The sequence below is a fragment of the Catalinimonas alkaloidigena genome (assembly GCF_900100765.1).
Taxonomy (GTDB): Bacteria; Bacteroidota; Bacteroidia; order Cytophagales; family Flexibacteraceae; genus Mooreia; species Mooreia alkaloidigena.
Genome location: NZ_FNFO01000010.1, coordinates 307088 through 334029, shown reverse-complemented (window position 1 = coordinate 334029; position 26942 = coordinate 307088). Strand labels below are relative to the sequence as shown.

General features: G+C 56.3%; 21 protein-coding genes. 16 read left to right on the top strand and 5 right to left on the bottom strand.

Going from position 1 to position 26942, the window contains the following annotated elements; genetic code table 11:
• The first annotated feature begins 932 nt into the window (after positions 1 to 932).
• The 5 genes from BLR44_RS22630 (at position 933) to BLR44_RS22605 (ending at position 7037) form a co-directional block, all read left to right on the top strand.
• Entirely contained in the window at positions 933 to 1484 is a 552-nt protein-coding gene (locus BLR44_RS22630; RefSeq protein WP_089686419.1) for a hypothetical protein, read from the top strand.
• Between the two features lie 148 nt (positions 1485 to 1632).
• Positions 1633 to 1974, top strand: coding sequence for a hypothetical protein (locus BLR44_RS22625; protein ID WP_089686417.1), 342 nt, complete (start codon positions 1633 to 1635; stop codon positions 1972 to 1974).
• An 857-nt stretch (positions 1975 to 2831) separates the two neighbouring features.
• Entirely contained in the window at positions 2832 to 3176 is a 345-nt protein-coding gene (locus BLR44_RS22615; protein WP_089686415.1) for an STAS/SEC14 domain-containing protein, read from the top strand.
• 177 nt (positions 3177 to 3353) lie between these two features.
• Positions 3354 to 4388, top strand: a complete 1035-nt coding sequence (locus tag BLR44_RS22610) for an alpha/beta fold hydrolase (protein WP_089686413.1) — start codon at positions 3354 to 3356, stop codon at positions 4386 to 4388.
• Positions 4389 to 4547: 159 nt separating this feature from the next.
• The gene (locus BLR44_RS22605) at positions 4548 to 7037 is read left to right on the top strand and encodes a zinc-dependent metalloprotease (RefSeq protein WP_089686411.1); all 2490 of its coding nucleotides are present in this window, start codon (positions 4548 to 4550) and stop codon (positions 7035 to 7037) included.
• Positions 7038 to 7227: 190 nt separating this feature from the next.
• On the opposite strand, the gene BLR44_RS22600 is transcribed toward BLR44_RS22605, so the two are convergent.
• Complete coding sequence (locus BLR44_RS22600; RefSeq protein WP_410493116.1) at positions 7228 to 9687, bottom strand: pectate lyase family protein; 2460 nt, start codon at positions 9685 to 9687, stop codon at positions 7228 to 7230.
• Between the two features lie 105 nt (positions 9688 to 9792).
• Positions 9793 to 10890, bottom strand: a complete 1098-nt coding sequence (locus BLR44_RS22595; RefSeq protein WP_089686407.1) for an acyltransferase family protein — start codon at positions 10888 to 10890, stop codon at positions 9793 to 9795.
• A gap of 174 nt (positions 10891 to 11064) precedes the next feature.
• Between BLR44_RS22595 and BLR44_RS22590 the strand changes: the two genes are divergently transcribed.
• From BLR44_RS22590 to BLR44_RS22560, 7 genes are all read left to right on the top strand, one after another.
• Positions 11065 to 11961 (top strand): hypothetical protein, encoded by an 897-nt coding sequence (locus BLR44_RS22590; RefSeq protein WP_089686403.1) that lies wholly within the window; start codon positions 11065 to 11067, stop codon positions 11959 to 11961.
• A 28-nt stretch (positions 11962 to 11989) separates the two neighbouring features.
• On the top strand, positions 11990 to 13006 hold the full coding sequence (locus BLR44_RS22585) for a S41 family peptidase (RefSeq protein ID WP_089686401.1): 1017 nt from the start codon (positions 11990 to 11992) through the stop codon (positions 13004 to 13006).
• A gap of 169 nt (positions 13007 to 13175) precedes the next feature.
• Positions 13176 to 14135, top strand: a complete 960-nt coding sequence (locus tag BLR44_RS22580) for a UTP--glucose-1-phosphate uridylyltransferase (protein ID WP_089686399.1) — start codon at positions 13176 to 13178, stop codon at positions 14133 to 14135.
• 5 nt (positions 14136 to 14140) lie between these two features.
• Entirely contained in the window at positions 14141 to 17476 is a 3336-nt protein-coding gene (locus BLR44_RS22575) for a UTP--glucose-1-phosphate uridylyltransferase (RefSeq protein WP_089686397.1), read from the top strand.
• Positions 17469 to 18026: an OmpH family outer membrane protein gene (locus tag BLR44_RS22570; protein WP_143017426.1), complete on the top strand. Its 558-nt coding sequence runs from the start codon at positions 17469 to 17471 to the stop codon at positions 18024 to 18026. Before BLR44_RS22575 ends, BLR44_RS22570 begins: the two co-directional genes overlap by 8 nt.
• A 218-nt stretch (positions 18027 to 18244) precedes the next feature.
• Positions 18245 to 19504 (top strand): glucuronyl esterase domain-containing protein, encoded by a 1260-nt coding sequence (locus BLR44_RS22565; RefSeq protein WP_089686392.1) that lies wholly within the window; start codon positions 18245 to 18247, stop codon positions 19502 to 19504.
• Entirely contained in the window at positions 19501 to 20166 is a 666-nt protein-coding gene (locus tag BLR44_RS22560; protein ID WP_089686391.1) for an SMI1/KNR4 family protein, read from the top strand. The genes BLR44_RS22565 and BLR44_RS22560 overlap by 4 nt, the downstream gene beginning before the upstream one ends.
• 260 nt (positions 20167 to 20426) lie before the next feature.
• Here the strand turns inward: BLR44_RS22560 and BLR44_RS22555 are convergent, their stop codons facing one another.
• Both BLR44_RS22555 and BLR44_RS22550 read right to left on the bottom strand, forming a co-directional pair.
• Positions 20427 to 21362, bottom strand: coding sequence for an SMI1/KNR4 family protein (locus BLR44_RS22555; RefSeq protein ID WP_089686388.1), 936 nt, complete (start codon positions 21360 to 21362; stop codon positions 20427 to 20429).
• A gap of 175 nt (positions 21363 to 21537) precedes the next feature.
• The gene (locus tag BLR44_RS22550; protein WP_089686386.1) at positions 21538 to 22263 is read right to left on the bottom strand and encodes an SDR family NAD(P)-dependent oxidoreductase; all 726 of its coding nucleotides are present in this window, start codon (positions 22261 to 22263) and stop codon (positions 21538 to 21540) included.
• A 151-nt stretch (positions 22264 to 22414) separates the two neighbouring features.
• Between BLR44_RS22550 and BLR44_RS22545 the strand changes: the two genes are divergently transcribed.
• The 4 genes from BLR44_RS22545 to BLR44_RS22530 all read left to right on the top strand — a co-directional run bounded on the left by BLR44_RS22545 (position 22415) and on the right by BLR44_RS22530 (position 26490).
• On the top strand, positions 22415 to 23809 hold the full coding sequence (locus tag BLR44_RS22545) for a DUF4403 family protein (protein WP_143017425.1): 1395 nt from the start codon (positions 22415 to 22417) through the stop codon (positions 23807 to 23809).
• 122 nt (positions 23810 to 23931) lie between these two features.
• Entirely contained in the window at positions 23932 to 24393 is a 462-nt protein-coding gene (locus BLR44_RS22540) for a ferritin-like domain-containing protein (RefSeq protein ID WP_089686382.1), read from the top strand.
• Positions 24394 to 24468: 75 nt separating this feature from the next.
• On the top strand, positions 24469 to 25323 hold the full coding sequence (locus BLR44_RS22535) for an SDR family oxidoreductase (protein WP_089686380.1): 855 nt from the start codon (positions 24469 to 24471) through the stop codon (positions 25321 to 25323).
• A gap of 60 nt (positions 25324 to 25383) precedes the next feature.
• Positions 25384 to 26490 (top strand): transporter substrate-binding domain-containing protein, encoded by a 1107-nt coding sequence (locus tag BLR44_RS22530; protein WP_089686378.1) that lies wholly within the window; start codon positions 25384 to 25386, stop codon positions 26488 to 26490.
• On the opposite strand, the gene BLR44_RS22525 is transcribed toward BLR44_RS22530, so the two are convergent.
• Positions 26487 to 26882, bottom strand: coding sequence for a hypothetical protein (locus tag BLR44_RS22525; protein ID WP_089686376.1), 396 nt, complete (start codon positions 26880 to 26882; stop codon positions 26487 to 26489). The genes BLR44_RS22530 and BLR44_RS22525 overlap by 4 nt on opposite strands.
• Between the last annotated feature and the right edge of the window lie 60 nt (positions 26883 to 26942).

Below are 26942 nucleotides of genomic sequence, written 5' to 3'. Positions count from 1 at the left end.
ATTTCGCTCACTTTTCAAGTAGTACCGCAGCGGTGGAAAGTAGAGCGAACGATTAGCTGGCTCCAATGGCGGGGCCACCCTGGCAGAGAAGGTTGGTCAAAGACTACGAAGCTGAGGATTCTAGCAGTCAAGCGTTTGTTTACCTATTCAATATCCAACGCATTGTTAAAAAAATTTAGACAGGGTCTTACGATGGCGAATGAACAGGCAACGCCACACCGCTCCGACTCATTGACGAACTCAAACGCCGCCTTATCACTACATGACCCAGCGTTCGACACATAGGCGCATTGCACTAACATGGCAAGACTTGGATTGAGAGCGAACAGAGGGGGCGAAGGCTAGGTGCTCCGACAAAAAAAGATCGAACAAGCATTTTATCTGCTAAAACATTATGATATTTGGAAGAACACCTGTGCTTGTATCGTCCTAACGTTTACCTGTTTGAAGCGGTGCCCCGTGGCGCCCCGCGCCGCAGCGGGACAGAGAATGGTGGCAAATACTCTTCTTGGAGTGTGGGTAAGGTGCTGAAGGTAGCAGCACAGCGGTAAGGATGTGGAAACCCATCACAATGCACACGCTACGTCATTCCTTCGCTACGCATCCGCTCGAGAAGGGCCGCGGCGGCGTACCGCACGGATCTTTGCTACATCCAAGTGCTATTGGAGCATGAAAGTAGTAAGACCACAAAGATCTACACCGCAGCGGCGGCCGCCCATGTAAGCACCAAAATGCTGAGTAGCATTCGCAGTCCACTGGATGATATTGATCTATAAATTGTAATAATTAATTGGAAAAAAGGCTATATTTAACTTTGAATAAACAATTTAATATAACTATTGCTGGAAATAGAAGAGGTCAACTATAGCAGAAATAACGGCACCTTTTGGTAAAGGTGCGTCTATACATACGTTGTGTGCAAATAGAAAGAAATGAAAAACAATTACTTAAAGATTTATTCTAACGATTTAAATGTTGAATTAACTTTTGAACCCCGTCCACCAGTAGCAATAAAGTTGGTTTTGGTATTTTTTTGCTTGATTGTGATTACTGGGCCATTACTTTTAATTTCTCAAGCAGAAGAAAGAGAACAGGGGCTGATTTTCTTGAGTGCTTTGGTTTTTTATGCTGTGATGTATTTTGTATTAGGCAGATACACACTTTGGAATTTGTTTGGTGAGGAGAGACTGATTGTAAGTACAAAAGCCATAAACTATCAGCATCATTACGGATTTTTTAATACACCATGGAAACCGGAGAAGTTTAATAAAATCTATCTGGCATTTAGGAAAACTCACGAAATTGAAAATCAAACCTATGGAAAACTAGATTTTGTAACTGATGATGAAAATGGAGTACATACTATGCTATACAGTACTTCAATTGTAGTGAGCGAGGAAGAAATTAATGAGGCAATTGATAAGATTGATAATCTTTTCGTGCAGGAAAATTTAAGCACATTTGGACTGATTCATGAAAATTAAAATCTGCACACAACAAAATGCAACCACAAGCCTCAGTTGATTTTGAATGCTTTATGCTCAAAGTCTTAATATTGAATCACGAACAGAAAACGCAAACATGCCCGGCCTGTGGTTCGCATCGGTCGTTGGTGTCCACCGAAAATGAAAAATGAAGTTTCAGGATAATTTCAGAGTTCCAGACGATGATAATCTATATGGAATAATTTATACCATTGACTCTCCATTAGAAATTGCTAACCATTTTGACAAGCAGGGATGGTCAATACGAAAAAGCTCTTGGACTGATTATGAGGTCAAAGCCGAATGGGCAGAATTGGAAATTGTTAGGAACCATGAAGCAGCCTTAATTTCAGGAGCTATTGATGGACAGAAATTTGATGATCTAAAAGTAACACTGATGACTTTCGAATATCAATTCTCGATTGAATTGTATGATCAAGAAAATAAATTGATAAAGGCGGCTACCAACAAAGTGCAGCCCTCATCCTAACATACATATGGCTAGAGAATTAGTTACGCCAAGCACGGAAATTAATACTCGGAAGAAAACATCAAACAACCCCAGTCAGCGACTACGTTGGCCGTTGTAGGCAACTGCAAAAAAATATTGACGAATGCAAATACCAAAAGTTAAACTTGTAATACAGCCGAGATAGAGGAGGCAAAGGAAATAGTGTTGCAGGGACAAGACATCACTTAGGAGGGAAACCTGACGGGCTGTCTGGACGTGAATACCCAACTCATGAAGATTACAAAAAAACTATGACTTTCTATGCGCAGATTGACCCGATTGGTGACAAGCCCGACCTGTCAGACTGTATAATCATTCACAATTTTGTTTGCTTTGACTGCTTTAACGTGAAAGCAATTCCCTCTCAGACATTGGCATAGAAACGAGCCATAATACAAATTTTGTGTCAGGCGGGGTAATGTGAAAACTTGAGGGTTGAAAAAGCGCCTTTCGTTTTTAAGGGCTTTGATGTGTTCTGGAAGACGGCTTCGGTACTGTGTTTGGTATTTGTAGGTATGTTTTGGTGACTGTTGAAGGATGGTGAACGGAATTGGATAAAAGAATCGGCGCAACGCCGTTGTTACGCTAGCGGCTGGATCAGGGAATGCTTATCAAGAAAGTGCAGAGGGCAGGAGCTGGGAAGTGATTTTTGGTGACCGACAGCCGATGCCGTGGGTATGGACCAACTCTGTTTAACCCACCGCCATTCACAGCATGGACACAAAAGGCCAAGAACATTTACATGTTTTTATAAAAGCTGCTTGATGGAGCGCTCACCGCTTAAAAGGAGGTGCGTGGGTTGATAATAAAAGATTTTATTAAAAAAATAGGTACCTATGGAATGGATGAATCACAAGGGTAGTAAGATTTTTTTTACTGATTTCTCCGGCCTTGATCCGAAGAATATGATTGATCGCTTGAATGCGTCTTTCGAAGAAATTGAGAAGGCATCTGGCCCGATAAAGCTCCTGGCGAATTACGAGGCTACCAGCATTAGTCCTAAGTTCATTGAGGCCTATGCTGCGTGGGGAAAGAAGATTAAAAGTAAAGTGGACCGCAATGCCGTTTACGGGTTGAACTTAGCCAAAAGGGTCATGCTGAAAACCTTTAACACGGTTAACGATCTGGATATCAGAGTTTTCGAAACCAGAGAAGAAGCGTTGGACTATCTTACGAAGTGAAGCTCGCCGTGCTGCTCTGGCGCAACACGGCCGTGGTAAAGAGGCGGGCGTGCCCCTCGCTCAATAATTTGCAGGATTTTCATCGCCTGCCCGCTTTCGCTATCTTGAAAGGCAAATCACGCTACAGACCTTTACCCGGCTCTCCGCCGGGCCAGTTTCTCCTTTGAGCCCTAGCGTATGACGAAGCATGTTCTTGGATGGGTGCTACTCCTGATCGGGGCAGTAGGCAAGTTGGCCGCTCAGGCAAACGCCATCGACGAAGCACAGTTTATTCGGATTGGCGGCATTGAGCAGTGGGTCACCATCCGCGGAAGCGACCGGTCTAAACCGGCTATTCTGTTTTTGCACGGGGGGCCGGGCAGCACAATGAGCCCTTATGAGGACGCCGGCTACGGGCCGTGGCAGAACGACTTTGTGTTGGTACAGTGGGATCAGCGGGGCGCCGGAAGAACCTTCGGCCGCAATGCCCCCGAGGCGGTAACCGAAGAGTATTGGCTCGAAAATCCGCTCACCGTGGCGCAACTGGTCGCCGACGGCATAGAACTCTCCGAATACCTGCTGAGCCACCTCGGGAAACCAAAGCTCATCCTGATGGCTACTTCCTGGGGAACCGTGTTGGGTGCTCGCATGGCGCTTGCCCGCCCGGATCTTTTTGCCGCTTACATAGGGCACGCGCAGATAGTAAACCCCTCGGCGGCGTTGGTACAGGCTTACCAGCACGTGCTGGAGCGGGCGCAACGCTCCAACGATGTTCAGCAGGTGGAGCGACTGAAAGCCCTGGGGCCGCCCCCTTACGATGACGCCCGGAACGTCGGCCAACTGTTGCGGGTGATCAAAACGTACGAACAGGCGCAGGCGACCCCCACCCCCGCGTCGTGGTGGACGCTGGCGCCTGAGTACGACAATGCGCAGGACGCCGAGGACCGGCAAAACGGCGACGACTACTCGTTCCTCTACTTCGCCGGACATAAAAAAATGGGCATCGCCTCCATGGTAGCGGATCTCAATTTCCTGCAAGAAGATGCGCGGTACGCGCTTCCGGTCTATCTCATTCAAGGGGAACACGACCTACTGACCCCAAAAGAACTCACACAAGCGTATTTCGATCGCCTCGAAGCGCCGAAAAAAGAGCTGATCCTACTCCCCGATGCCGCGCACGGACCCACCCCCTCCGTATTGGAGGCCCAATACCGCATTGCCAGACAGCTTTAGCGCGGGCGCTATTCACATACTTTTAGGCATCCTGTTCTCCGTTTGATCAGAACCCTTTCTGTCTAAAATGGGGGCGTTGGCCACGTTCCCGCTGGCCGGGCCGTTGGTCAAGTCCGGCTCGGTGTCTACCTTTAGCGTCATTCACACTAACTTTTTCTGATGTTTCGATTTTACGTTTCTGCGCGCGCGCCCTTCCTCCGGGGGCTGGGGCGTGGCCTGTTGCTGTGTTTCCTTGCGTTTTCCGGATGGGCCCAGGAGGCGGGCGATGCCGAAAACGTCGACAAAAAAGACGACGCCAAAAAGAAGGGCCCCAAGGCCTACAAAGACGTGATCACCACCGAAGCCAAGTCGGACAGTGGCTTGTTCGTGGTGCACCTGATCGGCGACAAGGTCTACTACGAGATTCCGACCGACAAGCTGGAGAAGGACATGCTGCTGGTGAGCCGCATCCGGGGGTGTCCGCCCAACCTGAGCCCGTACCTCAACGCCGGCTCGAAGGTGAACGAGCAGGTGGTGCGCTGGGAGCACAAAAACCAGCGCGTGCTGCTGCGGGTGGTCTCCTTCAACAACGTCGCGGCCGATTCGCTGCCCATCTACCAGTCGGTGCAGTACAACAACTATGAGCCTATCCTGCAAAACTTCAAGGTCGAGGCCTACAACGACGACTCGTCGGCGGTGGTGATCGACGCCACGACGCTGTTCACGAAAGACATTGCCGCCATCGGGGGGCTGGACAGCGACCTGCGGAAAGAGTACAAGGTGAGCAAGCTGGACGAAGCGCGTTCGTTCATCGACACCGTGCGCAGCTACCCCATCAACATCGAGGTGCTGCACACGCAGACCTACATCGCCTCCGAACCGCCCGCCGAGGCGCGGACCAACACGATCACGATGCTGATGAACCAGTCGATGATCGAACTGCCCGACGACCCGATGATGCCGCGGCTGCACGATCCGCGCGTGGGGTGGTTTACCGTCAGCCAGATCGACTACAGTTCCGAGGCGCTGAAATCGGACGAGAAGGAGTTTGTCCGCCGCTGGCGACTCGAACCGAAAGACCCGGCGGCCTACGCGCGCGGTGAGCTGGTGGAGCCGGTCAAACCCATCGTCTACTACCTCGATCCGGCCACGCCGCTCAAGTGGCGTCCCTACTTCAAACGGGGCATCGAAGACTGGCAGGCCGCCTTCGAGAAGGCCGGTTTCAAAAATGCCATCCTCGCCAAAGATCCGCCCTCGCCTGAGGAAGACCCCGACTTCAGTCCCGAGGATGCGCGTTATTCGGTGGTGCGCTACGTGGCCAGCACCACGCGCAACGCCGTGGGTCCCAGCGTCTCCGATCCGCGAACCGGCGAGATTCTGGAGAGCGACATCATCTGGTACCACAACCACCTGCGTTCCTACCGCAACCGCTACCTCCTCGAAACCGGCGCGGCCAACCCGGCGGCCCGGACCCTCAACACGCCCGAAGAAGAAATCGGGGAGATGATGCGGCGCGTCATTTCGCACGAGGTGGGCCACGCCCTCGGCCTGCCGCACAACATGAAGGCCAGCTCGGCCTACCCGGTCGATTCGCTGCGGTCGGGCACCTTCACGCAACAGTACGGCATCGCCTCGACCATTATGGATTACGCCCGCTACAATTACGTGGCGCAGCCCGGCGACGACGGCATTCGCTTCATCCGCCAGCTGGGGCCGTACGACCTGTACGCCATCGAATGGGGCTATCGCTGGTATCCCGACGCGAAGACGCCGGAAGCCGAAACGCCGCGGCTGCACGCCTTTGTGAATGCCCGCACCGAAGACCCGATGTACCAGTTTGGCTCCGGCTACGGCGACGATCCGAACGCCCAGACCGAAAACGTAGGAGATAACACCGTGCGGGCCAGCGACTACGGCCTGAAGAACCTCAAACAGGTCGCGCCGCAACTGATTGCCTGGACCACGACGCAAGGCGAAGATTACACCGACCTGGCGGAGTTGTACGGCGAACTGGTCAGTGTGTGGAGCCGCTACATCGGGCACGTGGTCGCGAACGTGGGCGGCGTGCGCGAAACCCTGAAAACCACCGACCAGACGGGCGTGGTCTACGAACCGGTTGCCCGGGCAACCCAGCGGGAGTCCGTCCGATGGCTGCTGGACAACGCCTTTGCCACGCCCGACTGGCTCATCGAAACCGACATCTGGCAGCGGATCGAACCCGTCGGGGCGGTGGAAGAGGTACGTGCGCTTCAGGCCCGTCACCTAAGCAACCTGCTCGACGCAGGACGGATGCAGCGCCTGATCGAAACCGAGGCCCTCAGCAATGACGTTGTCGCCTATTCGCTCGTTAATCTGTTGGCCGACGTGCGCCGCGGCCTCTGGTCAGAAGCCTACGCGAAAGAAGACGCCGACGTCTACCGGCGCAACCTGCAACGCGCTTACCTGGAGCGAATGAACGCACTGTTGCACCAGGAGCAAGCCGGTGGCGGGCGGCGTGCTACCCGCGTCAACGTCAGTCAGTCGGACATTCGTCCGGCGGTACGGGCGGAACTGCAAACCCTCAAAAAAGACCTGAAACGGGCCAACTCCAAACGCCTGTCGCCCATGATGCAGTACCACTTGGAAGACAGCGTCTACCGCATCGAGCAGATGCTGGAGCCGAAAGGATGAGGCGTCTGTGCACGTGTGGAGACGCTTGATGGGTACTAAGAGGAGAGTGGACAGGTTTCGCTTATTCGTAGCGACGGACCGGGACGCCGGGCGTTTAATTCCGTCGCTACGGATGAGCATTATGATGAAACTACATCGCTATCGCCCATTGATCGCTGCCCCAAAAATATTCTTTAGTTGAAGTCATGCCTCACTGCACCAGCACCTGGACGGTTCGTGTCATGGCATCGCCCGAAGCATCTTCCACGGTTACCGCAACCGAATGCAGGCCTTTTTGCGAGGTAGGGACAGTGATGGTGCCGTTGTTGAGCGTGGCTTCGCCTTTCGTGATAGAATAGCTGGGGCCTTCGGTAAAGCCTCGGAATAAAGGGGCAACCGGAATAGACAGGGATTCACCGGTTTTGACGAAGTAGTGCGGCTGCGCCATCCAGTCGAGGTAATCGTCCAGTTGAGTGAAGCCGTCCCGGTCTTCGTCCAAGTTAGTGTCTGTGAAATCACCGCGGGCGGAGTTCGGGTTCAGCCCTTTGGCCGTTTCCCACCAGTCGGGCAGTCCGTCGTGGTCCGAATCCCAATCGGCGGGGCGGCTTTCTTCGGGGTACTCTTCCAGCCCCCCGACGTCCTGTTCCGTGTCGATCATCCCGGCCAGTCCGCTTTTGCTGCCTTTGTACGCATACGTGCTGTCGAGCGTCTCCTGGATGATGCGCTGGTCGTGCTGATCCAGCGGCCGATTCGCTCCGATGTCAGAAAGCACGTCTTTGTACGCCTGCCATGCGGGTTGCGTCGTGACGTGCGACTCGAAAAACGGCGCGTCCACAAACGTTTCGTATTCCACCACCTCCTGGTTGGTCGTGGTCGCCTTCCGGCCGGCTTCCTGGTTCTGCTCGTCGAAGTGTCCCGTCATCACGTTCCCGTCGAAGTAGTACTGCTGCTTGCCTAGCCCGACGCCTTCATGCTGCGCGTTCAGCGCGTAGAAGAAGTCGGTCGAGGGGCCGGGTTTGTAATAGTTGTTTACAAAGTTCACCTCGTTGGCCCCGCCGTCGGTCGCGCGGTGGCCCCAGTTGTAGACCACGTTGTTGCGGATGTCGAGCTTGCCGGTGTAGTAGCCGTCACCGTTCAGGCCGCCGCCGATGCTCCAGTTGCGGCCGTAGTTGTGGGCCAGCAGGTTGTGGTGAAAGCTCCCCACGTCGCCGCCGATGGTGGCCGCGTAGCCGTGCATCTTGCCGGCTTCGTACTTGCTGTGCCCGGCCACGTTCAGTGCTTCGGAGATGAGCGTGCGTTGCAGGGTGATGTTGTGCGCGCCGCGCGAGCTGAACGATTCGTCTAAGGTCCAGCTGATGGAACAGTGGTCGATGATGCTGTGGTTGGCGCCCGTCAGGCCCATGCCGTCGAAGGTGCGGCCCGCCCCGATGCGCACGCGCAAAAAGCGGATGACGCCGTCGTCGCCCGTCAGGCCGATGGGGGCACGGGTGATCGTGATGCCTTTGCCCGGCGCGGTTTGCCCCGCGATGGTGATGTAGGGTTGGTTGACGACGAGCCGCGACTTCAGTTCAATGGTACCCGCTACGTTGAACACGATGGTGCGCGGGCCGATGTCGTTCGTGACCGCCTCGCGCAGACTGCCCGGTCCGCTGTCGTTCAGATTAGTCACTTCCACGACTTTGCCGCCGCGGCCGCCCAGAGCAAACCGGCCGTAGCCCTCGGCCCCCGGAAAGGCGAGCTGTGCCGGACGGAACGACCACACTTCTCCTTCGGTGACCTCCCCGTTCCCGTCCACTTCGTCGACGCGCCAGTAGTAGAGGTTCCGGCTGTACAGGTCCCGCAGCGGATGCGCATTGCCCGTCAGTTCTCCTTGGTATTCCTCCGCGTCGGGACCGGCGTTTCGGACCGCCGCTTCGTCGGTGCCCACGTACAGGTGATGTTTCTGAATGCCCTTCGGCGATTCCCACCGCAGTTGAAAGTCGTTTTCCGTCACCACGTGCTGATCGCCGTTGATGGGTTGCGGATGGCGGGCCTGCAGCATCCGGTTGGCCCCGTCCAGTTCAAACCCGTTGAGTACCAATTCGCTGCGCGTCGCCTCCGCGGTGGAATCTGCCACAAAGCGAATGCGAACCGAGTCGCCTTCCGGCACGTCGAACGTAAAGTACGTCATGCCACTTTCGATGGTAGACGTGGCGCGGTTGGTGGGGGTGACGGTTTCGACTTGTTTGCCGTTGACGTAGATCTGAATCGGTGCGAACGTGCCCGTTTCGGGATTGTCGAAGGTATTGTGAAAGGTGAGCAGCGAGTGCGTCCCCGACGGAAGCCCCGCGATTGTCATCTCCAGCGGCTGTGCGGTGACCAGTCCGTCGCTGACCAACTGGGCGTAGTGCGGAGCATGTACGCCCACTTTGTACCAGCCGGAGGAAAAATTGCCGCGCAGCGTCACGCGCGTCTCGCCAAACGTCTTCTGCGCTTCCGTCCCTTCTTCGATGGGCCACGAATGGTAATGCGGGTCGTTTACTTCCTCCACCCGCCGCTGCGCGAAGTCGAAATCCACTTTCACGGTTTCGAACGCGGGGCGTCGGGCTTCCCGTTCAGTCTGGCACTGTGTCAACAGGCCTGTCAGCAAAGCAGTTATCAGGAAAAGGGCGTGAAATTTTCTCAAAATCATGTGCGGGTCATTGTCCATCTCCCCCTTACAGTGGAAGCGCATCCCCGGTTTATCACCTTTGCCGCTGCAGAGAAGCGCACAGCATTCGCCCAGGTTACGCCTCCGCTACACTCTTTTTTGCTTCCAGCGGGCGGCAAGGTACCGCCGTACCGGAAGATCGTAGAAATGCATCGCGACATACGCCACCCCGAGTAAAAACAGGATGCCGCCGAGGATCATCAACGTAAGCGATCGGGAATCCGGTGGGTGGGTGGTGTAGTACTGGGCAAAGAGCCAGATGCCCGCGTAATGCGTCATGTAGAGGGGGTATGAGAGGTGGCCGGCCCACATACACACCTGTTGCATGGAGGGAGCAAGGCGGGTACCGGCTCCCAACGACACCAGCAACGGAAAATAGAAAATCACCACGAGGGCTTCGGCCAGCCAGTTCCAGGACACGTAGGGCATCAGGAAGGCGAGCGACAACAGGACCGCCAGTCCGGGAAATCCCAGCCGATTCGGGATGATCCAGCGGGAACGATACAGCAGCAGCCCGGCCGAAAAAGAGTACGCCAGGCGGGCGCCCCCGTCCCAGAAGGTGCCCCCGCTCCAGCCGCCGATCAGGTTGCCCGCCCGGTAGCTCACCCAGGTCAGTACCACCGCGGCCACCAGGGTAAGTACCAGCAACGCCCGGCGGGGCAGTTTGTGCAGCACCACCGCGTAAACCACATTCGCCACGTATTCCCAGAACAGCGACCAGGCCGGGGCATTGAAGCTAAAGAGGTTGTAGAACCGCGCTTCCATCAGCGGCAACGGGATCAGCAGTAGGGAACCCAGAAACAGCAACGTCAGCCAACCCGCGTCGAGGTGTTCGGGCGAGGCGAAGGGATTGAACAGGTACTCCACTAGGCCCAGCACCGAGCCCAGCACCACCAGCGGATGGAGCCGGATGAGGCGGGCCAGAAAGAAGGACTTTTTCCCCATCCGCGGAAGACGGTCGTCGTAGGCGTAGCCCATCACGAAGCCCGACAGGCAGAAGAAAAAATCGACCGCTAAGAAACCCTGTCCGACGAAGTTCTGACGGTAATCGGGAACTACCCACTCCATGAAGTGGAACACCACCACTGCCAGTGCGGCCACGCCCCGCAGACCATCCAGCGCGTGGAAATGAGGTTTGGTGGGCGACAGGGTCGGGGCGGCGGGAGCAGAAGAGGAGGTTTGCATACGGATTTGGGGCGACAGGCCAACGGCGGCACAACATACCGGATTCTTTCTACTTGTGCGTGGTGAAAGCCCTCATCACACGGGCACGGACCTGCCTTTCAACCGTCGGATTTGTACAACATGGGCGGTTGGTCAGCCCGCTACCTTTGCTAAAACTTGGTTCCCATTACCCCCATGAAACGCGCTGTCTTTGTTCTGATCTTCTTGTGCGCTCTGCTGGAGGGCGGACGTGCTGCTGGTCAAGCGACCTTTTCCGAGATCGACACGGTTGCCGCAGAGGCGCCGCCCACCCGGAAACAACTCCGGAAAACCCGACCTCATTACCTGACGCTCGGGGCGGGCCTGGCTCACGCGAGTCTTCGCGATGCGGGCACCTCACCGTTGCGGTACCAGGGAGCGTTGAAGCAGACTGAGATCGGCCTCTGGCGCATGGACGAGCGGCGCGAACGGACCTGGTCGCTCGGCATCCTGCGGGGCACGTATGGCTATACGGCAGGCACGCAGCAATACGCCACGACGCAGTCGGGTCTGGAGTTGATGTTTCGGTACCTGTGGGGCGTATCGCACCGGCCCGGGGCGTGGAATCTGAAAGTGGGGGGCGAAATCAACAACGCGACGAATCTGCGGATCAACCCCAGCTTCCTAAACGCCGCCGTGGGTTTTGAAAATTTCCTTACCGCCTTTGCGGTGGGTAAGCTCGAGTACCGGTTCCGCGTACCGGCACGGCGCGGCACATTCTTCATTTTTCCGTACGACAAACCTGAGCGCAAATTTCTGTTGAGCTACCAGCTGCATCTGCCCGTGCTGCAAACCAGCCTCCGTCCGGGCTATCCGTACCTGCCCAACGCCGTGCCGGAAGACGCGACCATTTTCGATGGTCAGACGTGGCGGACCTGGCAGGGCTTCCGGATGGGCTCACGCCTGAGCGTGATTCGCTATTTCTCCAACAACGCCAATGCCGTCAGTGCGTCGTACGTGTGGGATACGGTAACCACCGGAAAGCACGCCGTCCACACGGTCGAGCTGGCGCGCCACACGCTGCTTTTCTCGCTTCTGTTCCGACTCAACTAACCCGCTACGGCCCTGTGCCCCTTCGCCTATGAAACCCCGCTTCTTTCCTGCGCTGCTCTTGCCCGTCGTGGCGTTGCTGAGCGCTTGCGAGACTTTGTTTTTCGAAGAGCCCGTTTCCAGCAAACCGAACGAAACGTTTGCGTACCTCTGGAAAGAGATCGACGAGAAGTATGCGTTCTTCGATGTGAAACGCGTCGACTGGAACGAAATCTACGCCAATTACGCACCACGTGTCACCGAAGGCATGTCCGACGACTCACTGTTTCAGGTGTTGGGCAGCATGATGAACGAACTGCACGACGGACACGTGAATCTGGTGTCGGATTTCAACATTTCGCGCTTCGATGTGGCGCTACTCGGCCCTAAAAACATCGACGGGCGCGTGATCACCGAACATTACCTGGGCGACGACTACTACATCACCGGCCCGTTTGTGCACGACTTCATCGCCAACGGCGACGTGGGTTACGTGCGCTATGCTTCGTTCGAAGGCGACATTGAGGCGAAGCACCTGGATTTCATCCTGAACCGCTACGCCCGTACCCAGGGGCTGATTCTGGACCTGCGGCAAAACGGGGGCGGCAGTGTGCACAACGTCTACAACCTGTTGAACCGACTGACCGACCAGGAAGCGATTCTCTACACCTCAGCCATTAAATCCGGGCCCGACCACGATGCCTTCAGCAAGGCCGAAACGGTCAGGTCCAAGCCCAAAGGCGACACGCAATACACCCAACCCGTGATGGTGCTGATCGACCGGGGCAGTTACAGCGCCACGTCGTTCTTTGCAACGGCGACCAAAGCGCTCGACAACCTCGTGCTGGTGGGCGATACCACAGGCGGCGGCATGGGTCTGCCCAACGGCGGTCAGTTGCCCAACGGCTGGACGTACCGCTTTTCCATCACCCGTACGCTAGCGCACGACGGCCAGAATTACGAGAACGGCGTGCCGCCCGATGTTTACGTGGTGCTCGACCAGGCCGATGTGGCGCGGGGCGTCGATACGGTGATCGAACGGGCGCTGCAGGAAATACAGAAAAAGTAAAGGGATGTGTTTCCTGCTGCGTTTGTGCGCCGTCTTGACCTGAAAAGGGCCGGGGCGGCGTTTTGTTGCGGGGGCGGTGGGTCAGGGACAACCTTTGGCTGGCGGAACTCCGGGTTTTGGATAGCTTTGTGTAACCTTCTGCACGAAGGAACCTGAGCTTTCCTTGCCCATGAAAATCAAAAAAGCAGTGATTACGGCGGCCGCGCGTGGCGAACGCCTCTACCCGGTGGCCGACACGATCCAGAAGGCGATGCTGCCGGTGATCGACATCGACGGCCTGCACAAGCCCGCCATTCAGATCATCGCCGAAGAGGCCTTTGCCGCCGGGATCGAAGAGATCTGCATCGTGTGCGCGCCCGGCGACGGCGACCGCTACCTGAGTGCCTTCACGCTGTTGCGCGATAACCTTATCAAATCCTATCAGGGCATCGACTGGGCGCGGCAGGAAGCCGAAAAGGTCGACCACCTGCTGAGCAGCCTCCGGTTTGCCGAGCAGTCGAAGCCGCTGGGCTACGGCCACGCCGTCTACTGTGCCAAAGCGTTTGTCGGCGACGAACCCTTTCTGCTGCTGTTGGGCGACTACCTCTACGTGTCGTACCTGCAAGGCCGACGGTGCGCAACGCAACTGGTCGAACTGGCGATGCAGGAGGCCTGTGCGGTCTCGGCGGTCAATCCGACGATCGAGCACCAGATCACCCGCTACGGTACACTAACGGGCAAGCAACTGCCGCAGGTGAAGGGTGTGTACCAGATCGAAAAAATCATCGAGAAACCTTCGTTGAGTATCGCGGAGCTCGAACTGCAAACGCCGGGCCTGCGGGCGGGCTATTACCTCTGCTTTTTCGGGATGCACGTGCTGACGCCGACGGTGTTTGCACTGCTCGAAAAACAGGTGCTGGCCGGGGGCAACGACATTATGCTGACCCCCGCGTTGCAGGAACTGGCCGCTTCGGAAAAGTACCTGGCGCTGGAAGTGAAGGGCAACCGGTATGACCTGAGCCGTCGGAAAGGCTTGTTGCGTGCCCAGCTGGCCCTGGGGCTAGCCGGAGAGGCCCACGCCGAAACGCTCGCCACCATGGTCGAACTGCTGGCGGAAGCCAACGGCCGGACGTCTCACTCAAACGCGTAAGGAGCATGCAGCCATTCATCGAGACCATTACGTCGACCGATCCTCACGTCCGCAACCGCTCGTTTTTCGAACTCAGCCGCTCGCTTTCGGCGAAGGAGTTACTAACCGCCCTTCGCGAACTCGACCAGTTTCGGAAGACCACGCCCAACCTCTACGAGAAGGTGCGGGCCATCCTGTTTCTGCACGCCGGGTTCCGGTTTTTCCGGATGGAAGCCAATGCATTTCCGAGCACCGGCCACCTGCCCTACGAGGCGTTCGAAGACCTGCTGGGCCGCCGGTTCGAACAGGCCATCGCCCTCGGCTGGCACGACCTCGACTACAAAGGCCCCAACGCCGCGCTGTTCAGCCTCCTGGCCGAGAGCTATCACCACCTGTCGTTTCAGATCCTGGCCGATCAGGTGCGCAAAAGTGTCCGGTCGAGCCGGGGCAACCAGTGGATGTTCCGCGTCGGTCACCAGGAAGAGCACCCCATCCGCATTCACCCGCGGCTGTTGCAACGCCAGGAAGATTCGATGTTCTATCCCGTCTTGCAGGAACAGACCTCCGTCCGGATGGACCTGAGCCACAGCGGCTGGTCCGACATTTTCTTTCTGGGCATGGACTACCCCGAGGGCGCGCGGGTCATCAACATTTCCATCGACCTGGGCGTGTTCGGGCGCGACAAAGACATCCGCCCGCCGCTGAACAGCTACGTGCGCGTCATCCCCGATCCGGTGATTCGCCTGACGAGCGTGGACCTGAACGCCACGAAAGATGTACACGACCTGGACGACCTCTTCAACTTCGGAAACGACTACCTGAGCCTGATCAAAGCGGGCGTTATCGCCTCCGGCCTGATTCCCCCGTCGTTCGAGGGCACTAATCAATCGCTGCCGGAAATCCTCTCACGGATCGTCGCGCCGGGGATGGGCCTCGAACTGGTCACGAAAGTCAACGACATTCCGAAAGGGTCGCGCTTCGCCGTATCGACCAACCTGCTGGGTTCCATCATCAGCGTCTTGATGCGCGCCACGGGACAGACGCAACACCTGGAAGGCGGCTTGCAGGAACACGAACGTCGGCTGGTGGCTTCCCGCGCCATTCTGGGCGAGTGGATCGGTGGCTCCGGTGGCGGCTGGCAGGATTCCGGCGGTGTGTGGCCGGGCGTCAAGGCCATTCAGGGCACTTTGGCGCAGGAGGGCGATCCCGAGTGGGGCATCAGCCGGGGCACGTTGTTGCCGCGCCACCGCGTGCTGGAAGGCGACGCCATTCATCCCGAGTTCGGGGAGCGGATCATGCACTCGCTGGTGCTCATGCACGGCGGCATGGCCTCCAACGTCGGGCCGATTCTGGAAATGGTGACGGAGAAGTACCTGCTGCGCGGCGAAAAGGAGTGGGCCGGGCGGCAACAGACCAACCAGATTTTCGACAACATCCTGGAGGCCATCCGCGAGGGCGACATCCGGAAACTGGGTGCGAATACCGCCCGCAACTGGGAAGGGCCGATCAAGACGATCATTCCGTGGGCCTCGACCTACTTCACTGAACAGATCATCCAGAAGGCGAAAAAGGCGTTCGGCGACGATTACTACGGCTTCCTGATGCTCGGCGGCATGTCGGGCGGCGGCATGGGCATGTTTGTCAATCCCGACCACTACGAAGACTACAAACTGCGGGTGCTCGACATTCTGCGCACCACCAAACACGAACTGTCGGCGTCGCTGCCGTTCGCAATGGAGCCGGTCGTGTACAACTGGCGCATCAATCCGAAAGGCACCTGGGCCACGCTGCACACCGGCGCGTCTGCCATGATGCCCGAACAGTACTACGGCATCCACGTATCGGAACTGGTGCGGAAAGACCCGGCCAGCATCTCGTACCTGCGTCGTGCTGAGATCGACCATTTCACGACCCACTGCGAAGAAAACAACCTGGCCTATCCGCTGCTGCGCACGATTGTTAGCAACCTCTTTAAAGTGTCCGATCCCAGTTCGCAGTCGAACCGCAGCGTCGAGAACGAGAAGGCCGACCGCATCAAAAAGGAGAACGGATTCGATTACATCCAGCACGAGGAAATCCGTACGGAATTGCAGAAGGGCCGCATCGGGCTGTCGCGCAACCGCCTCCCCGCCGAAACCCGCATCGACGACGTGCGGCCGGAGGAGCTGGCGCATTGGGACGCCCTGGACGCGTACGTCGCACCGGGCGAAGCCGCCCTGCGCACCGGGCAAGTGGCGGTGATGAGCCTGGCCGCCGGGGTAGGCAGCCGCTGGACCAAAGGGGCGGGGGTGATCAAAGCCATCAATCCGTTCGTGGAAATCGACGGCGAGCACCGCAGCTTCCTGGAAATTCACCTGGCCAAAACCCGCGCCGTCGCCGAACGCTACGCCGCGACGATTCCGCACCTGGTCGCCACCAGTTACCTGACGCATCGACCCATGCAGGAAACCCTCACGCAGACCGGCAACTTCGGCTACGGCGGTCCGGTCTACCTCTCGCCGGGGCGTTCGATCGGGCAGCGCTACGTGCCGATGGAGCGCGACCTCCGGTTCATGTGGGAAGAGATGCCGCAGGATGTGCTCGACGAAAACAAGCAGAAGGTGCGCGACGCCGTGCGTCAGACCATGATCGGCTGGGCCAAGTCGAAAGGCGAAGGCTCGGACTACGTCGACAACATTGCCGCACAACGGTTCTCGCCCCTGGGCCACTGGTACGAAGTCTCGAACCTGCTGCGCAACGGCGTGCTGGCGCAACTCTTGAAGGAGCATCCGCAGGTCACCACGCTGATGCTGCACAACATCGACACATTGGGGGCCGACGTCCATCCGGCTGCGCTGGGCTATCACCTGGCGTCCGGCAACATGCTCACGTTCGAAGTGGTACCGCGTCGCATCGAAGACCGGGGCGGCGGCCTGGCGCGCGTCAACGGGAAACTGCGGCTGCTGGAAGGGCTGGCCCAACCCCGTGAGGAAGACGAACTGAACCTGAGTTACTACAGCTCAAACACGACGTGGATTCAGGTCGACGCGCTGCTCGAACTCTTCGGCCTGACGCGTGCCGAATTGCAAACTGCCGACGAAGCCCGCCTCGCAAAAGCGGTCCGCAGCGTGGCGCAACGCATCCCGACCTACGTGACGATCAAAGAGGTGAAGTACCGCTGGGGCCACGGACAGGAAGACATTTACCCCGTAGCGCAGATCGAAAAACTCTGGCCCGACATGTCGGCCTTACCCGACGTCCAATGCGGTTACATCGCCGTCCCCCGCCTCCGCGGACAGCAACTGAAAGATCCCGCCCAACTCGACGCGTGGGTCACCGACGGCAGCAAGGCGTATGTAGAAGGATTGGGGCGGTTTGCGTGAAGCTACTCGTTGTGTTTTAGAAGCTAATTCTTTTTTGAAAAATAGCTTGAAGCCGGTACTCTATCTCATCATCGCATGGTTGCTTGGTATGTCGACGTATGGACAGACCGGGCAAGGCTACATCGATTACGATAAAGTGGTGCGGACACTTCCTGAATACGAGGCAGGACAAAAGAAGCTTGAGTTGCGAAGTAAAATATTAGAAGATTCAATCAAGCCATTAATAGTTCACTATTTTGACTCCACACAACATGAAGTGGAGCGCATAGTAAACATACATCGCAAGATGGATTCGACGGAAATAGCACTTCTTAACGATGACTTTAGAAAAATAGAAAAGCGAATTCAAAATTTGCAGGACTACGCCCAAGTTGAACTAAAAAGAGCGCGAGAGGCGATTGATGCCCGTCTAAAAGACATCGTAAGCAAGAAGATGGAGCAGTTCTGTATTGAAACCGGCATTGTGTGTTTAGGAGAAAAAGAAGCCGTTTTGTATTGTTCGGATTGTACGGACTTTACAAGTGATTTTATAGGATTTTTAGAACGATAAACTCTGATCTGCCGCAAGTTTAGCGGAACGCCGCCCGGCGGAGAGAAGCAAAGCGTAACCGCCACGGCGGACCGTTTGTGTGGAGAAATTAGCACGTTTTCAGCCTACGCGGCCCGACGTGCGCAAGCGGGACGCTTACAACATTTTTCCCACAAGCCTACGTGGCGTGGCCAACTAGGCCCGGCTACAAGCTTGCGGTAGAGTCGAATTTGAATCATATGTCTTCTTTTCGCTTCCCATTTCTGTTACTCATTCTACTTTCCTCTTACGCTACGCTGGCGCAGGAGGGCAACTACGACGAAGCAAAGGTGCCTCCTTACACCCTGCCCGATCCGTTGCGCTTTGAGAACGGGAAAAAAGTGACAACCCTCGAGGCGTGGCAACAGCGGCGCGCCGAAATCCTGGAACTAGCCGAGCGGGAAATGTACGGACGGATGCCCGGCCGACCCGACGGAATGCGGTTCACGGTGTTTGAGGAAAGTGATACCGCGTTGGGAGGGAAGGCCCGGCGCAGGCAGGTGCGAGTTTCGTTTACAGACGATCCGGCCGGGCCGGGGATGGACCTGCTGCTGTACGTGCCCGCGGATGCGAACGAACCCGTGCCCGTTTTTCTGGGCCTCAACTTTCAGGGAAACGCTGCCATCCAATCCGATCCGGCTATCCGCCTGACCGAGAGCTGGCAGTACAAGGGACATAAGGGCGTAGTTGATAACCGCATGACGGAAGCCGCGCGTGGGGCTACGGCGAGTCGGTGGCCGGTGGAGATGATTGTGGAGCGGGGCTATGGGGTGGCGACGATCTACTGCGGCGACATCGATCCCGATTACGACGATGGTTTCAAGAATGGCGTGCAGGCCCTCTATCCCGACTTACAAAACCGGGGCGACAACTTCAGCACAATGGCAGCCTGGGCGTGGGGACTGAGCCGCGCGCTGGATTACCTGGAAACAGACGAGAACGTCGATGCACAAAAGGTCATGGCCTTTGGCTTTTCGCGCACGGGCAAAGCGGCCCTCTGGGCGGGCGCGAACGACGAGCGGTTCGCGATGGTGATCAGCAACGAATCGGGAGCAGGCGGTGCGGCCCTGTCCAAGCGGATCTACGGCGAAGATGTGGACCGCCTCAACCGTGTATTCCCACACTGGTTCAACCAGAATTTCAAAAAGTACTCCCACCGCGAAGCGGCGTTGCCTTTCGATCAGCACGAAATCATCGCCCTCATCGCACCCCGTCCCGTCTACATCGCCAGTGCCGAAGGCGACCAGGGCTCCGACCCCCGCGGTGAGTTTCTCGCGACGCAGGCCGCCAGTCCCGTCTACGAATTACTCGGCAAAAAGGGCCTGCCTGCCAAGAAGTTTCCGGCGCTGCACCAGCCCGTCATGGGCACGTTGGGCTACCACATCCGCGCGGGGCAACACGACGTCCTCCCGTACGACTGGCAGCACTTCCTCGACTTCGCCGACCGGCAGTTAAAATGAAGAATGGAAGCGCTTCAGAAGTAGAAAGGCTTCTACAAGAATTCGAGGCAATGCTGCGGCTCAAAAATCCGGGCGTAGTGCCGTGTCTACATCCTGGACTGTCTGACGAAACGATTCAACGCAAAACTGCTGCCTTGCCTTTTGAACTACCAAACGAACTGAAGGCGCTGTATCAGTGGCACAATGGGTCGAGCGATCTTCGTGAAGTGTTGGAGATAGACGAAGAAATGGCGCCCGACTTTTTTTATGCTGGGCAACTTTTCCATTCGATTGAACTATCACTTCGTTATTATAAGTCAAAAAGTCACTACGGCCAACAGAACTATGAGCACAGCCTGTGGACACCCTTTTTGTTTCCAATCACCGACGATGGAGCTGGGTGGCAGCTGGTGGTCGATTGCGAACCAGATTCGGCGGATACCGGGAAGATTTATTTTTTTAACGGGATAGAGTGGGGAAAAGTACAAACCGATGAATACCCTTTTGAGTCTGCACTCATGTACAGAAATCTGGCCGCTATGCTCAAGACCGTGCTGGCCTGTTTTGAGGAGAACGCTTATTTTTTTGCCTACGATGAAAACGGAGAATTCGGCATGCAATGGGATGACGAAAAAGAGACACAAATCGGTCGAAGAATGAATCCAGATTGTGCCTACTGGTAGATGTAGGTATGAAAACTTCCGTAAGTTTAGCGTTCTGTAGTAACGAACCGGGAAGCCGGACCATTAAATCTGTCTCTTCGGAGAGGTTGACTCAACTTCAGAAAGGGTAAAACCTGAGCGTTGTTGCACAGGATGATTGTAAGTTTTGAGAAATCATGCTCGGCTACAAGCTTGCGCCATTCGCCAAGCGTGGGTTTGAGCGTGAGAATACTTGCCGAATGATTGATTTACATCAAATCATCTGCGTAAGTTGTCGGCATCTATTCTTCCCAGTAATTTACTCCTCTAAATGACTGATTGGCAACCTGGATAAGGTAATCAAGGTTGATCAAGCCAATAAAATCTTCTTCTGTCATGAGACTTTGATTTGTGATGGCTTGCATGGATCTGAGTAGTGTATCAACAATACAGAGAAGTTTAAAATAAAATATCCTATATTCTTGAGGATATAAAAGTGAGACTTGCAATTGGGAATTGTCTATCTGGTATGCAGCACTGGTATAAAACATAGCTTCTTTAACACCCATAGAGGCTTGAATCTCAAACTTTGCAATATTTTGCTGAGGAGCTTTGAACTTGTAATTAGTGGCGTACGATTCAATGGTAAGTTTGGGGGAATTTTTTTTCTGACTTTCCCCAGCGTAGAGTCCAAAACTATCCTTCCAGTAACTAATTGGGTTGGGTAAATCGAAGTTTTGGACCAACGATTGAATAGATTGAGGTTTACAATTAATCGTCACTTTGCCGAGCGCATTATGCTCTGGTTTGCCTTCGAAAAGATCAACTACATGGGTTATCTCTAGTTGCCCTATGCGTGAATCGATGTCTGAAAAGAAGACTCGCGCTTCGCACTCTTCGCCTGCCTTTCCTTCAAAAAAAAGGAATTTAAATTGATCTCCGCTTAGGTTTCTGGCAAAGGGCAGTTTGATGCTGCCGTTATTCAGCTCTCGCCGAGAACTTATGTCTTCTGAGAGCTCAACTACATTTTCGTAGGAGTCTGTACTTTTTTGGAAGATAGAGTATAGAATTCTATAATTCTCATCAGCAAGTTCCAAAATGATTTCATGGGTGTTAATATCTTGCAGTAATTCATGAAAATGCTTTGGGAATTTGCAGTTTAATCGTTTCTCAATCTTTCTTAGATTGTTTGATTTTCCAGAGCTTTTATTGTCGAAGAAACGTTTCAGTAATGACATAAATAGGCTGATGATATTAAAACCGTCGTAAATTTAGCGCAGCGGACCGCTTCTAGCATTTTTTTCACAAGCCTGCGTGGCGCGGCGACAAGCTTGCGGTCGTTGCAATAATCCATGTCTCGCATTCGGCGTTTATGCGTGCACTCCGTGACTTCGTGGTCCAACCCCTTCCCCTCTAAAAATTCCGTACCGATAGCACCACGTCCTCAAATTGATCTTCGTGTGCCAGGAGGTAGAGGTACTTCTGAGCGACGGCTTCGGGTGAGACGAGTTGCCCCTCCGATTTGTAGGCGACGAACTGGGCGTGGCGGCTGAAGCCTTCCGGCGCGGTGTCGCGGAGTTCGGATTGCATCTCTGTATCGACGATGCCCGGCGCGACGGAAAAGATCCGCAGGTTCATCCGGCTGCGCTGCACTTCCTCGTCGATCACCCGCGAAAACATGTCGAGGGCCGCTTTGGTGGCGCAGTAGGCCGACCAGCCGTCGGTCGGCTTTTGGCCTGCGCCGGAGCTGATGTTGATGACGGTTTTGGGCGCATCCACATGACCGTAGCGCCGGATGAACTCGTTGGTCAGGAGGGCAACGGAGGTGATGTTGACGTGAAAAGCCTGCATCAGCGCGGCATTGTCGAGCGAGCCGACGTAGCCGACCTGCCCCAGCGTACCGGCGTTGTTGATCAGCACGAGGCGTTCGGCGTCCTTCACCCGGAAAAACAGCCCTGGCAGTTCGGCCTGCACCTCACTAAGGTTGCCGAGGTCGAGCGTGACGTGCGCGTAGCGGTCGTGGTCGATGGTCTGCCGCCGCGAGACGCCGATGACGGTGTTGTTGGCATCTTCCAGAAGGGCTTCGGCCAGCGCTTTGCCCAGGCCGCTGCTGGTGCCGGTGATGAAATAATAGTTCATAGGGTTCAAACGTTGGTCAAAAAATACGCAGGTCTGGCGGCAAAGGTCCAGGTTAGGCCGGAAATTTGCGGTGAAAAAAACGAAACAGTAACCCCGACCCCGCCGGTCCCGTCTTGTACGCAGGCAGTGACCGCTTGATTTTGAACTTTCTGTGAAGCAATCATTTCCCTTTTCTCTCCTGTGGCTGATGCTGGCGCTGTTGGCATCGTGCAAAACCCTTTCGCCCGAACGACCCGAGGAATTTTACCTCGACCTCGACTACCAGCCGCCGCTGTCGGTGTTGAGTGCGCCGGTCGAAATCCCGATTCCTGAGTTGCAACGCAAGCTGAACGACCAGATTCAGGGCGACGTGTACGTGGACGACGACCTCGACGACGATAACCTGATGCTGCGCGTCTCGCGGCGTAACCCGATCCGCGTCGCGACGTCGGATGCCGCCACGGAAGAGGCATTTCGGGTGACCATCCCGCTGCACGTCTGGGCTAAGGGCGGGGTGAGTCTCAAGCGGTTTGGCCTGGATCTGTCGAAATACGAAGAGACGGAATTTGACCTGAACGTGAAGTACGACGTGCGCGTGCAGATCGACGAGCAGTGGCAGTTACGAACGCAAACTACCGCGCAGGGCTTCGACTGGGTGAAGAAACCGGTACTGGACCTGGGGGGCATTCGGATCGAGGTGGCACCGTTTGTGGAAGGCGTCCTGAAACGCCAACAGCGCGACATCGCGAAGCAGATCGATCAACAGGTGGGGCAACAGGTCAATCTTCGCCCACAGGCCGAACAGGCGTGGGCCGCGGTGCAAAAGCCGGTGCTGCTGTCCGAGGCGTTCGATACGTGGCTGCGCATCCACCCGACCCAGGCCTTGGTGTCGCCGCTGCACGTGAACGAGCAGGTCGTGCAGGGGCAAATTGGGTTTCGGGGCTATGCCGAGACGTTTACCGGAAAGAAACCCGAATCCACCAATGAACCGTTGCCCGCGTTGCAAACCACCGACAGTGTGCCGACCGATTTTGAGATCGGATTACTGGGGCAGATTTCGTACGCAAAAGCCGAAGAATTGCTGCGGCAGGAAGTGGAGCAGCAGACCTTCACGAGCGGCAGCCGCGCGGTACGCATCACGCACCTGAACTTGTACGGCAGCGGCGAGAATCTGGTGGGCGCGCTGCAACTGGCGGGCGATGTGGAAGGCAAAGTCTACCTGCAAGGAAAACCGCGCTATGACCCCACGACCGAGTCGATCATCATCGACGACCTGGATTTTAGCCTCGACACCCGCAACCAGTTGGCCAAAGCGGCGGCGTGGCTGGGCCGGGGCCAGTTTCTGCGCGAGTTGCAGGAGGCGTTTCAGTTTCCGATCGGCGCGCAGATCGACACCACCCGACAGCAGTTGCAACAGTTGCTCGACGATCATGAGCCGTACCCCAACATGCGCATCAACGGCGAGCTGAGTCAGTTTCAACCCGGCAAAATCTTCATCACCCGCGAAGGCATCAAGGCCCTCGTCGTGGCCCGGGGCCGGGCGCGCCTCGACATCAAAGGGCTATAAAAAAACGGCCTGAAAGTAACAGGCAAAAAAGCGAGCAATTTTAGGGGCGGGTCACAACCGACCGGTGGCTTGTGCGTACAATAGGGTGTATTCATTTTTTACACCTATACCCAAATCTCACTATGGCTACTACCCTAAGAGAAGAAGTCGTCAAGACCATAAATAACCTGATTGAAGTAAACGAAGAAGGCAAAGAAGGCTACGAGCTGGCCGCCCGCAACGTCGACCACATGGAATACCAGTCGTTGTTTCAGCGGTATGCGCAGCAACGCGCCGAATTTGCCGGATCGCTCCGGAGCCAACTGGCTTCCATGGGCGGCGAAGACAAGCATAACCTGGTGACCGATGCCGCAGCAGCGTTGCACCGCGGTTGGATGAACCTGAAATCCGTGGTGGCCGCCGGCGACAGCGAAGCCATTCTGAACGAATGCGTGCGCGGCGATAAGGCGGCCGTCGAGGCGTACGAAAGTGCCCTCAAAGAGGCCAACCTGCCGGCAGAAATTTCTACCCTGTTGCGCAGCCAGTACAACGCCATTTCGGAAGCCTATCACGACGTAAAGTCCAAGGCGAAACTGGAAGACTAATCCGGGGCTAGTCCCGAAAAGAGGAATCGCGCGCAAGGGTGATTCCTTTATTTTTTTATTTAAACCCTTAAACACATGGCTAAAGATATTCCCGTGCAGCAGCAGGAAAAGCAGCCGGGCCTGCAGCACAAAATGCATCCGGAGCCGGAAGTGATCCGCCAGGGCTACAAAGGAGCCGACAAACTGAAAGGAAAAGTAGCGTTGATCACCGGGGGCGACAGCGGCATTGGCCGCTCGGTGGCGGTGCATTTCGCCCGCGAAGGGGCCGACGTGGCCATTGTCTACCATCCGCGCGAAGAAGAAGATGCACAGGAAACCAAAAAGCAGGTGGCAGCCGAAGGGCGCGAGTGCCTGATCATTTCCGGCGATCTGCGCGAGTCCGACTTCTGTCAGGCGGTGGTAAAACAGACGCTGGAGCACTACGGCAAGCTGAACGTGCTGGTGAACAACGCGGCCGTGCAGTATCCGCAGGAGTCGCTGGAAGACATTACGGACGAGCAACTGGAGAAGACGTTCGAAACCAACATTTTTGCTTATTTCCGCGTGACCCGCGCCGCGCTGGAACACCTGCGCGAAGGCGACAGCATCGTCAACACCACGTCGGTGACGGCCTACCGGGGCAGCCCGGGTCTGCTCGACTACTCTTCGACCAAAGGCGCCATTGTCGCGTTTACCCGTTCGCTGTCGAGCAAACTGGCCGAGAAAAACATTCGGGTGAACGCCGTAGCCCCCGGGCCGATCTGGACCCCGCTGATTCCGTCGACGTTTCCGGAAGAGAAGGTCGACAAGTTTGGCGAAAACGTGCCGATGAAGCGCCCCGGCCAGCCCAGCGAGGTGGCCCCGGCCTATGTATTTCTGGCGTGCGACGACGCCTCGTACATCACCGGGCAGGTGATCCACCCCAACGGTGGGGAGATTGTCAACACCTAAGTACGTTTGTTCTAAAGAGGCGCTGGTCAGAACCGGCGCCTCTTTTTGGTTTGGTTGTGCATGCAGTATCGTTTCCTTCTTGCCTTTGTTCTTCTTTTTGCGTGGCACCTGGGGTACGCTCAGGCCCCTGCCTCCGCACCCGATTCCACGAACCGGCCAGTTACTACGCCTCTGCAAGTCGGCGTAGCCGAAAAGCCACCGTACGTCATTCGTGAGCCGGACGGCACCTTTTCCGGACTGAGTGTGGACCGGTGGGACCAGGTGGCAGACGAATTAAAATTAGAGTACCAACTCAAGGCCTACAGCGAAGCGGACCTGATCGAAGCCCTGACCGCAGGGAAAGTTCAGGTCGGCCTGACGCCGCTTACGCCTTCTGCCGATTTGCTGCACCGCGTGCAGTTCACCCAGCCGTATCATCTTTACGAAGTGCGCATGGCCGTGCCGGGCGGGGCCGAAACGCAGTTGAGCATGCTCCTGTCCATTGTGTTTTCTGCCGATTTTCTGAAAGCGTTTTTATCCGTCTTTTGCGTGCTGGCCCTGATTGGCGTCATCATCTGGCTGTTGGAGAAACCCACGAACGAAGAGGCCTTCCGGAAAGGGTTTTCGGGGCTGGGCGACGGCATCTGGTGGTCGGCCATCACCATGACGACCGTCGGGTACGGCGACAAAGCGCCGGTGACGACGGGCGGCAAGATCGTGACGTTTGTCTGGGTATTTCTGGCGCTGGTGCTCACCTCGCTTTTTACGGCGAGTGTCACCTCTTCGCTCACGACCGGCCTGATGGGCAACGGCGAAGTGAAACTGTCGGAACTGAAAACCATGAAGTTGGGCGTCGTCGGCGGTTCTACCGGCGAAAAGTTTTTACAGGCGCGTCGCGTGGACTACACGCCCTACGCCAATCCTCAGGACGCGTTGCAAGATGTGGAAAAGGAAACGATCGAAGGATTTTTGCACGACCGGACGGCCACGCGCTACTACCTTCTCGAACAAGACCTCACGTCCGAGGTCAATCTCTCGTCCCAGCAATTTACGTCCGGTTACGCCAGCTTTCTGGTGCCTGCCGGAAGCGCACTGTTAACCCCGATCAATGCGGTGCTGGTGCAGAAAACGAGCGACCTCAGTTGGCAGGAGGTCGAAAACAAATACGCACCCCGTGCCGGCAATTAAAGGCGTCGCAACAGTTCCAGCCACCTAACCTTGCGGGCCGTGTGCCACAGCGTCCGTGTGTTTTCCCGCCCGATCCAGCGATCCAGGTCAATTTTGATGCTGAGGATTCCGGTGCAGAGGGCGCTGAGGCCCAGGAAGAGACGCGCGTAGCCCACGCCTTCGTACCAGAAGTAGAGGGCCGTAAGTGAGCCGACCACCGACAACAGAAACAACACGTGCGTGAGGGTTTTCCGCCCCGGGCGATGCCACACCCGCCAGACGCGCAGGACTAGCACGGCCGCAAAACCGATGGAAAACACGAGCGCGCCGGCCGGATGGTCGAACAGTTTCATCAGACCGCCCACCAGGGTAGTGAGTCCGGCCAGGCGAAGAAGCGGGTGAGTACGTCGCATGGAGTTGCATACGCAAGCCGCTGCCGGTCGGGTTGCCCGCCAGTCAAAAAGGAAAAGCGG